Source organism: Undibacterium sp. 14-3-2 (assembly GCF_016595265.1).
In the GTDB taxonomy this organism is placed as follows: domain Bacteria; phylum Pseudomonadota; class Gammaproteobacteria; order Burkholderiales; family Burkholderiaceae_D; genus Undibacterium; species Undibacterium aquatile.
The window spans coordinates 38,715-51,314 of sequence record NZ_JAENGS010000003.1 but is presented as its reverse complement, the minus strand read 5'-3'; the positions used below and the strand labels follow the sequence as shown (position 1 = coordinate 51,314).

The window sequence follows — 12,600 nt, the reverse complement described above, 5'->3', positions numbered from 1 at the left end:
GCAAACCGGGTCAGACTATGCTGACCCGGAAATTTACTCTGCTGTAACCTGTTCTAGTCTGTAGCCATAACTATAAACAGGTGCCAGCCTGTAGCCGTTTTCAGGCCTCAATTCCAGTTTGCTGCGCACCCTGGAGATATGGGTGTCCATGGTTCTGGACGGAATATCGACATCGCGCGACCAGACCGCTTCCAGTATGTATGCGCGGGATAAGGGGCGACCGAGATTCCTGAATAACAGCAGCGCGAGATCGAACTCTTTTTGCGTCATTTCTACCGGCTGATCGTTAACGCTGACACGACCAGCGCGCGTCTCAAACTTGTAGATGCCGAATTGCAGATGTTCTGATGCCGTCTGCGTCGGATACGCCCGGCGCAACAGCGCCTGCACCCTTGCCACCAGTTCACTGCGGCGGATAGGTTTGATCATGTAGTCGTCTGCACCAGCAGCGAGGCCAGCGACGATGTCGTCTTCACCGGAGCGGCTGGTCATAAACAAAACCGGCAGCGTTGGTGAGAGCTTTTCCCGCACCCAGTGCAGAATTTCAGTGCCATTCAGATCGGGAACCTGCCAGTCCAGTATCAGCATGTCGTAGCTTTCGCGACGCAGCTGATGCAGCATTTCTTTGCCGCTTAAAAAAGGATGACATGTATGACCAGCCGCATTCAAAATAGTGCAGACCAGCTCCAGCAGATTATTGTCGTCGTCAAGTACAGCGATTCTCATGGATAGTTATCGTTAATGTCTGGCAATTGAACAGGGTCTTATCATTATATCGAAAGCAAGTAAGAAAAATGAAATTTGTTAAAAAATGTAACCCGTAAAAATAACATTTGCAACGAAATTTATTTATTTATTACCGCATCGATCATTCTTTTTTAAGCATTACCTCGTTAAGTGATGTGAAACACCGATCTGATTCATTCCAGGCGAACGCATTGCAGACTTGTCCGCCTCTGTAGCTCATCCAGTTGCTGACTCAACTATTTAATTACGTAGTTCTAATTCAGGCAAAACAACATTCACGTCCAGCACTTCAAGATTCCCTTGCTTATCAAGAGAGACGGTAATGTCCTCCGGGCTGACTTTGGTGTATTTTGAAATGACAGCGATCAGCTCCTCGCGCAACGCGGGCAAAAAATCGTAACCTTCACGACCTGTGCGTTCACGGGCGATGATGATCTGTAAGCGTTCTTTTGCCACATTGGCAGTTTTTGGTTTGCTATTAAATAAAAAAGAAAGCAAGGCCATGTTTATTTACCTCCGAAAATACGCTGCAGTAAGCCCGGCTTTTCGTAAGTGATGAAGCGCAACGGAACTTCCTGACCGAGGAAGCGGGTGACAACATCTTCATAAGCATCAGAGACATCGCTGCCTTTCATGTGTATAGCAGGGTTACCCTGATTCGATGCATGTAATACAGCCTCTGATTCCGGGATCACACCAATCAGAGGGATACGTAAAATTTCCTGTACATCGGTATACGACAGCATTTCACCGGCTTCAACACGTTTTGGTGAATAGCGTGTGATCAGTAAATGTTCTTTGACTGGCTCGCCGCCGGCTTGTGCGCGTTTAGACTTCGCCTGAATGATGCCGAGGATACGGTCAGAATCACGTACAGAAGACACTTCAGGGTTGGTAACAACGATTGCTTCGTCAGCAAATGTCAGCGCCATGACGGCACCGCGTTCGATACCCGCCGGTGAGTCGCAGACGATGAATTCAAAGTCCATTTTTGCCAGATCATTCAGCACGCGCTCAACACCTTCTTCTGTCAGTGCATCTTTATCCCGGGTCTGTGAGGCGGGCAGTATGAACAGGTTATCGCAATGCTTATCCTTGATTAATGCCTGATTCAGGGTTGCTTCACCGCTGATGACATTCACCAGATCATAGACCACGCGGCGTTCGCAACCCATGATCAGATCCAGATTGCGCAGACCGACGTCAAAATCCAGTACGGCTGTTTTATGCCCGCGCATTGCCAGACCTGAGGCAAAACTTGCGCTGGAGGTGGTTTTCCCTACGCCGCCCTTGCCGGATGTTACAACAATGATTCTTGCCACAAAAAACTCCTTTTTCTATTCGAAATAACTGAAATATAGGGCGTTATCCGACCGTTTTTACCGATGATACTTCAATACTGTCACCAATCAGCCTTACTTGTGCGGGATGTTGTGCCTGCAAATCCGGGAAGCCATTTTCAAATGTCCGGTAGATGCCGGCAATCGACACCAGTTCCGGTTCCATTTGCAGTGCAAAAATTCGTGCTTCCGTATTGCCGGTAGCGCCAGCTAATGCGCGCCCGCGCAGTGTTGAGTAAATATGGATGCTGCCGTCGGCGATAACTTCTGCGCCGTTATTGACTGAGGCTGTAATAATCAGGTCTGCGCCGCGTGCATAAATACGCTGACCAGCGCGGACCGGTGTGTCGATCACCATTGCCGGATTATTGCGGATAATCACTTGTGGTTCAGCTTTTGCTGCCGGTGCTGGTACTTCGGCTTGCGCTGCGATCACCTCTGGTTCGTGGCGTGGTTTGCTTACCACATCAATACTTAAACCATGTGAACGGATGATCGCATAATCCTCTTCGCGCGCATTGCGAACCGCGACCGGATGCAAGCCATGTGCTTTGAATAGCGGGATCAGCGCGTCCCAGTCAACGGTTTCTGCCGCGATGCTTTCAACGTCAATGACTGCGAATTCATCGTCAAAAAAATCCGGTGAACCAGCAGTCATTTCCTTTAAGGCAGCTTCCAGCGCAGGAGTGGACGCTTCATGCAGCAATACAGCGACAGCGACAACGGTGGAAATTTTTATTTCTATGGGCTTACGCGTCAGACTGTTTTGCATGGCATTCATCAGAAAAGGAAAGGCAGTCGCCAGCGTATCATTATTTTGTGGCCAGGAAATCATCCGCAGGATATCGATACGCGTTTCGGCAGGTAAGCTTGATACCTGCTAAAAGGACTCATCCTACCAATTGACAGAAAAGATTGCAAAAATAAGCAAGGTTTTCTTGCGCCAAGCGGCAAATCCACGACGCTTATCTGTAAAATTTTCCATATGGAAAATTTATGTAACAGACGTAAGTGGATATAAGCAGAAATCATCTCTGTTGATGAAACGATGCCTAGAACGCATGCGCAGCATGCAAATTGTCCAGGATTTCTGCTTTTAACGGTGAGAGCGTCGCTTGTGCACGATTCCTTGGTCGTTGAAGCCCGGGACGGAAGATGGATCTGACATTGCCGGCATCGCGATCCAGCAGAATAATGCGGTCGCTCAGATACAGTGCCTCATCAATATCGTGTGTGACCATGATTATCGTCAGTCCATGTTCTTGCGCCACGCTGAGCAGCAAATCCTGTAATTTCATGCGGGTGAACGCATCCACCGCAGAAAATGGTTCGTCCAGTAGCAGTAACTTCGGGCGGGAATACAACCCCCGGGCGATTGCTACGCGTTGTGCCTGTCCGCCGGATAACTGCTTGGGCAGTGCATTTTCATATCCGGATAAGCCGACTTCCGACAGCAGATGTGACACCGATGAGTGTTCTGTGGCTGTTTGCGCAGAGTCGAAGGCAATATTGGCGGCGACGCTCAGCCACGGAAATAGGCGGGGTTCCTGAAATATAAAGCCGATGTCCTGGCTGACACCATATAGCCGCTTACCTTCGAGTTGTATTTGTCCACGGTAATCACGATCAAGCCCGGCAATGATGGAGAGCAGGGTGCTTTTGCCGCAACCGCTGGCACCGATCAGGCTAACTATCTCGCCGCGCTGTATATCGATTTGCAGCGAGCGCAATACCTGGCGGCTGCCGTAGTGTTTGTCGTCGATACTGATATGCAGGAAATCGCTCATGCGGAGGCTCCTTCTGCCTGATAAGTATCGCGCCAGGAAAGCAGGTGGCGTTCCAGTTGCTGCATACCCCAGTCACTGATCTTGCCGAGCAAGGCGAGTAAGGCGATCGCGGCCAGAACAATGTCGGCACGGCTGGTTTCGCGCCCATCGGTCAACAGATAGCCGAGCCCCTGACTGGCGGCAATCAATTCAGCGGCGACCATAAACATCCACGCCAGACTCAGCCCGTTACGCAAACCAGTCAGAATCGCAGGCAAGGCAGCCGGTAGCAAGATGCGGCACGTCATCGCATAAGGTGTCAGACGATATAGTTTTCCTACCTCCGTGAGTCGCCGGTCAACGCCGCGAATGCCGGAAACAACGCCCATATACACCGGAAAAAAAGCGCCGATCGCGATCAATACCAATTTCGGTGCTTCATCAATACCTAGCCACAACAGCAATAAAGGAACCCATGCCAACGAGGGAATCGCACGCAATGCCTGAAAGCTGGGATCAAGCAATGCGTCCAGACGTCCGCTGAGCGCAACCATAGAACCGGTGGAGATTGCCAGCACCGCACCGATGACAAATCCCGCTGCAACCCGGGCGCTGCTGACGCCGATGTGGCTGAGCAGATCATGCTGCCAGAGATACAAAAGCGTACCAAAAATCTCAGACGGCGCTGGTAGCAGATGAGACGGAATCAGCGCAAAGCGGACACTGATTTCCGCCAACAGTAAAACAGTCAGCGGCAAGAGCAGGCCCCACAATGCCCGTGGTAACACCGGGCTCTTTTTTTGTGCTGCCGGATTTGTGCTGGCAGCAGTCATCGCAATGGCAGACGTGTTCATGATGTTCAGCTGCGGCTAATCAGTGATTGGGAAAAACGTGTATCGATCAGTGCATGAATCACCGTTTTCAGATCGGTGCCTGGCTTGACCAGTCCTTCCTCCAACAGAATGGGTGCGGCGGTTTGCAAAGCCTGGATATGTTCATTCGTAGGCAAAGGCTGGCTGAAGTCGCTGCGCAATTTGATTTGCAATAAAGCGACTGGCAACGTGACTTTGGCTTCTTCCGACAATATCTTTGCGGCCTCCGATGGATTATTGATAATCCACAGGCGTGCTTTTTCATAGGCGCGGATGACACGCGCGACCTCGGTCGAGCGACTGCTTAGGAATTCTTCGCGCACATTCAAAAAGCCATAGGTGTTGAATGCCACATTACGGTAGATCAGTCTGGAATGTGACTCCAGTTCGCTGGCTGCCATGTGCGGATCCAGCCCTGCCCTGGCATCCACTTTACCTTGCTCCAGCGCAGCACGGCCATCAGCGTGTTGCAGGCTGACATGTTCTATGTCGCTACGTTTTAATCCCGCCGTTTTCAGCGCACGTAACAAAAACAGATAAGGATCGGTGCCCTTGGTAGCCGCTACTTTTTTCCCTTTCAGGTCGGCGAGATTCTGGATGAGAGAGTCTTTCCGCACCAGCAGCGCGGTCCATTCGGGGCGTGAAAAAATATATGGCGTCCTGATCGGGTTGCCATTGGCTTTGGCGAGCAAGGCCGCCAGCCCGGCACTCGACCCGATATCAATACTGTTGGCGCTCAGATATTCGAGTGCACGATTGCTGCCTGCGCTCAGCACCCATTTGATACTGGTACCGTCGGCTTTGAATTCATCTTCCAGCCAGCCGAAACGACGTAATACCAGACTGGTGGGGGAGTAATACGCGTAGTCCAGCCGCAATTCTTTGAGCGGTGTCGCAGCGTGAGCAAATGTGGGTAGCAAAGCTGCGGTTGCAGAAGCGGAAGCAAGTTCGAGGAAATGACGACGTTTCATGAGGCGCTTTCAAAAAAAGAAATAATCAGGCTGCAGCTGTAGCTGCGACCGGGGGCGTGATGCTGACCCGGCGTCCGACATGATTTGTAGGTAAATAAGGGCCTTTGCCGAACAGCTGATGTCGCAAGCTGCCGCTGGCATACCTGGTCTTGTAGCGTTTGCGGCGCTGTAATTCGGGAACGATCAGATTCACGACATCGCGCATCGTTTCGTGGGCGATGGCAAACGCAAGGTTAAAACCGTCGATACCTGTTTCATCGACCCAGGCTTCTAACTGGGTAGCGATTTGTTGCGGGTCACCGATGAAGACCGGTCCCCGGCCACCGAGCGCAATGAATTCTGCCGCTTCCCTAACCGTCCATTTTTTTGAGGGATCTGCTGCACTGAACGAGGCCAGCGCCGATCTGCCTGCATCTGACTCGATGTAGTCTATCGTGGCATCGAGTGGAAATTGTGAAAAGTCGACACCGGTCCAGCCAGATAACAAGGTCAGCGATGCTTCTATATCGAGGTACTGCCGATAATCCAGATATTTGGCTTGCGCTTCTTTTTCGGTTTCGGCGGTGATGATCAGTGCTTGCGCATAAATCAGAATGTTGGACGGCTGGCGGCCAGCGGCAACAACCGCTTGACGAATATCATCGACATAGCGTTTGACGACTTGTTTGCTGGGGCCGCTGACAAACGTGCATTCAGCATGTCTGGCGGCAAATGCAGTACCGCGCTTGGAAGTGCCAGCCTGAAACAAGAGTGGCGTTCTTTGTGGTGACGGTTCAGATAAGTGAATACCCGGTACTTTGAAATACTGGCCTTCGTGCGCAATCGCATGCACATGTGCCGGGTCGGCATAAATACCGCGCAATTTGTTGCGCTGAAGCGCTTGCTCATCCCAGCTTTTTTCCCACAATTTATAGACAACCTCCAGATATTCATCTGCCAGGTCATAGCGTTCGTCGTGACCGAGTTGCTTCTGCAGACCCAGATTGCGGGCGGCGCTGTCGAGATAGCCGGTGACGATATTCCATCCTATGCGCCCTTCGGTCAGATGATCGAGCGTCGATAAGCGACGCGCAAACGGATAGGGATGTTCACTGGTTAATGCACATGTCACGCCAAAGCCCAGATGTTTGGTTACGCTCGCCATGATAGGCACCAAGGCCAGTGGGTCGTTTAAGGGGATTTGTATCGCATGTTTCAGTGCCGCATCCACCTTGCCCTGAAAGACGTCATACACACCCAACACATCGGCCAGGAATACGGCGTCAAACAAACCGTATTCCAGTAAGCGTGCGAGCTCGGTCCAATGCCGGGCGCTGGTGTATTGATGGCTTTGATCGCTGGGATGTCGCCACAGCCCCGGCGACTGATGGCCGACGGTATTCATCTGAAACGCATTGAAGCGGATGACTTTGCTCATGGCCTGATTTATTTTCCGCTGTTTTCCAGCGCTTGCTGATAATCCGGTTTGGAGAACCCGGCGAAATGTTTATTCGTGATATCCAGAAACTCGCGTGAACGATAAGCGGCTTCCAGATCTTTCACCCAGGCTTTGCTTTTATCGGCAGTACGGATCGCGACCAGGTTTTGATAATTGGCAGAGATTTTTTCACGCGCCAACGCTTCGCTCAGTTTCAAGCCAGACGCCAGCGCGAAATTGCCATTCACAAACGAGTAATCTGTGTCTTGCAACGAGCGTGGTAACTGCGCTGCTTCCAGCGGAATCAGTTTGATTTTTTTGATGTTGTCGGCAATATCTTTTTCCGAGGCACGGATAGGATCGAAATTTGCCCGCAGTTTGATCCATCCTAACTGGTCGAGCAGCACCAGTGCTCTGGCCTGATTGGTCGGATCATTTGGTAAGGCGACGGTCGTGCCTTCTTTAACTTGGTTCAGTGAAGTATGTTTTTTGCTGTAGATCGCAATCGGTGCCGTGGGGACTTTAATCAGCTCGCTTAATGGCAATTTGTTTTCAGTCGAAAACTTGGTCAGATAGATGATGTGTTGAAACGCATTCGCATCGAGTGAGCCTTCGGCGAGGGCAAAATTCGGTTGTATATAGTCGTTAAATTCGACGACTTTAACTTTGTATCCCTGCTTTTCCAGTACAGGCTTAATGCCTAATTTCACCTGATCGGCATACGGGCCTGCGCTTGTACCGATGACTAATTCTTTCGGGTCTTTCGCCAATGCCGGAACGGAAACGGCGAGCGCTAAGCTCGTCAACAGGGTAGTCAAAAATTTACGACGCAGCATAGAAATTCCTTCAGAAAGTTGAGTATGAAAGTGAATGCAGTAAAGGTAACGGTAGCGGTGACGGTAACGAATCAGCGATGATCAATTTTTCTGGCGATACGGCTGCCGGTGAACTGAATCAACTGCACCAGAACAATCAGAATGGCAACAGTAAAAAACATGACATCGGTCTGAAAGCGGTAGTAGCCGTAACGGATCGCAAGATCACCGATGCCACCGCCGCCGACCACACCAGCAATGGCGGAATAACTCAGAAAGCTGATGGCCAATACCGTCAGGGCGAGCACCAGACCGGAACGGGCTTCGACCAGCAAGACCCGCCAGACGATTTGAAATTCGGTTGCGCCCATCGCATGGGCAGCTTCGATGACGCCGCGTGGCACTTCTTTGCAGTTTTGTTCAACCAGCCTTGCGAAATAAGGAATCGCGGCAAACGACAGCGGCACTGTTGCTGCCAACGGGCCGATGGAGGTGCCGACGAGCCAGCGTGTGAATGGCACCAGCGCAACCAGCAAAATGATGAAAGGAAATGAGCGTACGGTATTGACCAGCCAGCCTAGCGCCAGTGCGAGGGGGCGGTGCTGTAGCGATTGCCCGTCGCCGACCAGAAACAACAGAATACCTAGTGGCCCGCCGATGATGACGGCGGCTGACAAGCCTATACCCAGCATGGTCAGCGTTTGCAGCAGAGCCGTTCCGAGTTCAGGTAACAGTGAGATCAGATTTTCAAACATGGGCAAGATCTTTCCACTGTCCGGCGCTGCTTTCTTCGCGGCTGTAATACGCCAGTTCACGCCCTAATGCGGTTTGGCGTGGGATGTCGGTATCAGCCAGCGCAAAGCTTTCAGCGACTGCGCCATCGACGATCACCGCGACATGATTACAAATACTGCTGAGGACGGATAATTCATGGCTGACGATCACAATCGTGACTCCTAAACGTTGATTAATATCGCGCAAAGTGTCCAGCACTTCGCGTGTAGTTTCTGCATCGAGAGATGAGGTCGGTTCATCACACAACAGCACTTGCGGCCTGCTCGCCAGCGCGCGTGCGATTGCAACGCGTTGCTTCTGCCCGCCGGATAACTGCGCCGGGTAGCTGTTGGCTTTATTCGTCAGGCCGACGATATTCAGACATTCCTCTACACGTTCACGGATCTCGTGTTTGCTCAGATGTGTGTGTATCTTCAGCGGGAACGCGACGTTGTCGAACACGCTGGCATTTTGTAAAAGGTTGAACTGCTGAAAAATCATGCCTATGTTCTGGCGTGCTTCGCGCAATTGTTTTTTGTTGAGCTGCGTCAGTTCGTTACCGGCGACCGTGATGCTGCCAGTGTCTGGCCGCTCCAGTAAATTGAACAGACGCAGCAGCGTCGATTTTCCTGCGCCGCTTTTTCCTATCAGACCAAAAATATCGCCTTTTGCAATGTCCAGACTGACGTTGTTGACCGCCTGAAAAATGTCGCCGTGCGGCAGCACAAAGGATTTGCTGGCAGACTGTATTCGTATGATCTTGTCGCTCATGATGGACTCCGTATTACGAATAGGCGGTCGGTTCAGGCACGCTGCCGTTTAGTGCATAGCGCCCCAGATCACGTAGTTTGTAATCAATCGGGTCGTGCAGGGTGTGTACCCGGACATTGCGCCAGAAACGGTCGTAGCCAAAGCGGCTGGAAGTCGAACTGGCACCAGTCAATTCAAACATTTGCGAGCTCACCTCAATACCTGCGCGGTGCGCAAGGCATTTTGCCTCTGCGACCGAGATAGCAAGCGCACCTCGCTCTGCGGCAGTGACCAGCGCCCCTTTTCTGAAAGTGCTTTCCAGTTCTTGTGCCGCCAGATCGGCAAGTGCCGTTGCCGGGCGCAGCAATAACCAGAGCTCACCATAACGATGCTGAATGTAAGGGTCTTCTGTGGCGGTGCTGACCCCTGAGGAAAACCAGGCTCTGGCCTTATCCCGCGTGTAGTTGCGGGCGGCATCAAACGCACCGGCAGCAATCCCCAGATACAGGTTTGCCATCATCAGTTGGGCAATTTGCGAGCGCAGTGTGGCTTGCGCCGTCGGTACTTGTCCCGGTGCCTGCAACACCAGATCGTTATGCAGGAAGACATGGTCGAAATGTACGTTGCCGCTATCTGTCTGGCGCTGGCCGAAGGCATCCCAGTCTGCCTGTATGCGTATGCCGGGTTGGGTGCTTGGTATTGCCGCAATCAGCGCGCTTTGCGTTGCTTCATCCCAGGCTGAAATGGTCAGCCAGTCTGAACCCACGGAGCCAGACGAAAAACTTTTAATCCCGTTGAGCAGATAGCCATCTTTGGTACGTGTCGCCAGAGTGCGTTTATCCAAAGGGTTCAGCGCATTACCCCAGAATAATTTCTGCGCGACAGTGGCGCCGTACAAGCGCCGGCGTTGCTGTGCGTTGCCATACAACTCTATGCCTGCAATTTGCAAGTGGTGAAACGCAAACACATGCGCGAGGGCGCTATCGGCTTTGGCGAGCAATCGTACGATCTGCAAGATCGTTGCCCAGCTCGCGCCCTGACCGCCAAATTCCTCAGGAATGGATAAGGTCAACAAGCCGGATTCACGTATCCATGCGCGTTCGGTTGCTGCATGACCGCCAGCCTGATCGCGTTCGATGGCGCTCTGCGCCAGACGATCAGCCAGGTTAGTGGCGATGGTAATCACCTCGTTTTCAGGAGATGGAAAATCGATGGCGTCACTTAATGTTTGTAGTCGTCGGGACATGCGAAAACCTGATGGATGAGCAATATGTCGGATCAGTATTGCATCTGGCTTTATTGCGGTACACGAAGATATTTCGCCTTGCTTATGCGGAATTTTCCTATGTTGAAAATCAGATGGTGATAGTTGAAATCTGTTGTTTTTTGAATTTCAACTATAGAAATATGAAATGCTTCCTTGTCAGGTGTTCTGGCGCTTTTTATGATCATCACAGCTTTTTTCAAACCATCTCAAACGACAGGAAACCATCAATGAAACTGGAAACTATTGCTGTTCACGGCGGTTATTCGCCAGACCCGACGACACGTGCAGTTGCGGTGCCGATTTATCAGACCGTTGCCTATGCTTTCGATAACACCCAGCATGGCGCAGATTTATTTGATCTGAAGGTGCAGGGGAATATTTATTCACGGATCATGAATCCAACCAATGATGTGCTGGAAAAACGCGTTGCTGCACTCGAAGGCGGCATCGCTGGACTGGCATTGGCATCGGGGCAAGCCGCCATCACGTATGCGATACAGACGATCGCTGAGGCTGGCGACAACATCGTCTCGGCATCGACGTTATATGGCGGTACCTATAATCTTTTTGCGCATACCTTGCCACAATTCGGCATAGAAACCCGCTTCGCGGATTATCGTGACCCTGAGTCGTTTGCCAAGCTGATTGATGATAAAACCAAAGCAGTATTTGTTGAATCGATTGGTAATCCGCTGGGTAATATCACCGATATTGAAGCGATTGCCGCAGTTGCGCACAGACATGGTGTGCCGCTGATTGTGGATAACACGGTGCCATCGCCATATTTATTGCGTCCGATTGAATTCGGTGCAGATATTGTCGTGCATTCGCTGACCAAATATCTGGGTGGGCATGGCACGACGATAGGCGGTATCATCGTTGATTCTGGCAAGTTTCCGTGGGCAGAACACAAGCAACGTTTTAAGCGTTTGAATGAGCCTGATGTGTCATATCACGGTGTCGTTTATACCGAAGCTTTAGGCCCTGCCGCCTACATAGGTCGCGCGCGCGTGGTGCCATTGCGTAATACGGGCGCTGCCTTGTCGCCGTTCAATGCCTTCCTGATATTGCAGGGCATAGAAACGCTGGCATTAAGACTGGATCGCATTACCGACAATACACGCAAGATTGCCGAATATCTGCAACAGCATGCGAAAGTGAAGTGGGTGAATTATGCTGGTTTGCCTGATCACAAAGATCATGCGTTGGCGCAAAAATATCTGGGTGGTAAGCCATCGGGGATACTGACTTTTGGTCTGCAAGGCGGACGCGAAGCAGGTGGGCGCTTCCAGGATGCCTTGCAACTATTCACCCGCCTGGTGAATATCGGCGATGCAAAATCTCTCGCATGCCATCCTGCGACGACGACGCACCGGCAATTAAATCCGGAAGAACTCGCCAAAGCAGGCGTGACCGAAGACACCGTGCGCTTGTCGATCGGTATTGAACATATCGACGATCTGATCGCTGATCTTGAGCAGGCATTAGCCGCTTCATAACATGAAATGCGCCCTGATCGCAGGCTTTGCGTCAGGGTGCATCTCGCTGATTTTCATCCGCAGTAAGGAATGGCAATTTTTTGCTCATTCTGTCAATGACCCAAGTCAATGCCCCGGCCTGATGGCGTCCTATAATTCGTTTGCCCTGAATTCCGCACGGATGTGCTATTTTCAGTCGACTGTTCTGCGCCGATATGCTGTCATAGTAGTAATATAAACATATGTTGTCTGAGTGAATCAGGCAGTGCATGCGTCGCATATGCCGCATGTTTCATATATGGCGGATTTGTTCATACGCAGCCTCTTACTTGCCAGAAGCAAATTATTTTCCTGAACATGTTGTCTGAGCTGCATTCTCATCCGGCGACCAGCCTACCGTCAC

At 51.3% G+C, this 12,600-nt stretch carries 13 protein-coding genes; 1 reads left to right on the top strand and 12 read right to left on the bottom strand.

What is annotated here, in order from left to right; translation table 11 throughout:
- Positions 1-33: 33 nt before the first annotated feature.
- The 12 genes from Undi14_RS08120 to Undi14_RS08065 all read right to left on the bottom strand — a co-directional run bounded on the left by Undi14_RS08120 (position 34) and on the right by Undi14_RS08065 (position 10,698).
- Positions 34-726 carry a response regulator transcription factor gene (locus tag Undi14_RS08120; protein WP_186884547.1) on the bottom strand — a complete coding sequence of 231 codons (693 nt, stop codon included), beginning with the start codon at positions 724-726 and terminating at the stop codon, positions 34-36.
- Positions 727-987: 261 nt separating this feature from the next.
- Positions 988-1,251: a cell division topological specificity factor MinE gene (gene minE, locus Undi14_RS08115; protein ID WP_186884548.1), complete on the bottom strand. Its 264-nt coding sequence runs from the start codon at positions 1,249-1,251 to the stop codon at positions 988-990.
- A 2-nt stretch (positions 1,252-1,253) separates the two neighbouring features.
- On the bottom strand, positions 1,254-2,069 hold the full coding sequence (gene minD / locus Undi14_RS08110) for a septum site-determining protein MinD (RefSeq protein ID WP_186884549.1): 816 nt from the start codon (positions 2,067-2,069) through the stop codon (positions 1,254-1,256).
- 43 nt (positions 2,070-2,112) lie between these two features.
- The gene (minC, locus tag Undi14_RS08105) at positions 2,113-2,859 is read right to left on the bottom strand and encodes a septum site-determining protein MinC (protein WP_186884550.1); all 747 of its coding nucleotides are present in this window, start codon (positions 2,857-2,859) and stop codon (positions 2,113-2,115) included.
- Between the two features lie 280 nt (positions 2,860-3,139).
- Complete coding sequence (locus Undi14_RS08100; protein ID WP_200179381.1) at positions 3,140-3,874, bottom strand: ABC transporter ATP-binding protein; 735 nt, start codon at positions 3,872-3,874, stop codon at positions 3,140-3,142.
- The gene (locus tag Undi14_RS08095; protein ID WP_200179379.1) at positions 3,871-4,707 is read right to left on the bottom strand and encodes an ABC transporter permease; all 837 of its coding nucleotides are present in this window, start codon (positions 4,705-4,707) and stop codon (positions 3,871-3,873) included. Before Undi14_RS08095 ends, Undi14_RS08100 begins: the two co-directional genes overlap by 4 nt.
- 5 nt (positions 4,708-4,712) lie before the next feature.
- Positions 4,713-5,696, bottom strand: a complete 984-nt coding sequence (locus Undi14_RS08090; protein ID WP_200179377.1) for an aliphatic sulfonate ABC transporter substrate-binding protein — start codon at positions 5,694-5,696, stop codon at positions 4,713-4,715.
- A 25-nt stretch (positions 5,697-5,721) separates the two neighbouring features.
- The gene (locus Undi14_RS08085; protein WP_200179375.1) at positions 5,722-7,113 is read right to left on the bottom strand and encodes an LLM class flavin-dependent oxidoreductase; all 1,392 of its coding nucleotides are present in this window, start codon (positions 7,111-7,113) and stop codon (positions 5,722-5,724) included.
- 8 nt (positions 7,114-7,121) lie between these two features.
- Positions 7,122-7,949: a MetQ/NlpA family ABC transporter substrate-binding protein gene (locus tag Undi14_RS08080; protein WP_200179373.1), complete on the bottom strand. Its 828-nt coding sequence runs from the start codon at positions 7,947-7,949 to the stop codon at positions 7,122-7,124.
- A gap of 71 nt (positions 7,950-8,020) precedes the next feature.
- Entirely contained in the window at positions 8,021-8,683 is a 663-nt protein-coding gene (locus tag Undi14_RS08075) for a methionine ABC transporter permease (RefSeq protein WP_200179371.1), read from the bottom strand.
- Positions 8,676-9,473: a methionine ABC transporter ATP-binding protein gene (locus Undi14_RS08070; protein ID WP_200179369.1), complete on the bottom strand. Its 798-nt coding sequence runs from the start codon at positions 9,471-9,473 to the stop codon at positions 8,676-8,678. Before Undi14_RS08070 ends, Undi14_RS08075 begins: the two co-directional genes overlap by 8 nt.
- A gap of 13 nt (positions 9,474-9,486) precedes the next feature.
- Complete coding sequence (locus Undi14_RS08065) at positions 9,487-10,698, bottom strand: acyl-CoA dehydrogenase family protein (protein WP_200179361.1); 1,212 nt, start codon at positions 10,696-10,698, stop codon at positions 9,487-9,489.
- Between the two features lie 248 nt (positions 10,699-10,946).
- On the opposite strand from Undi14_RS08065, the gene Undi14_RS08060 reads away from it, so the two are divergent.
- The gene (locus Undi14_RS08060) at positions 10,947-12,218 is read left to right on the top strand and encodes an O-acetylhomoserine aminocarboxypropyltransferase/cysteine synthase family protein (protein ID WP_200179359.1); all 1,272 of its coding nucleotides are present in this window, start codon (positions 10,947-10,949) and stop codon (positions 12,216-12,218) included.
- Positions 12,219-12,600: the final 382 nt, after the last annotated feature.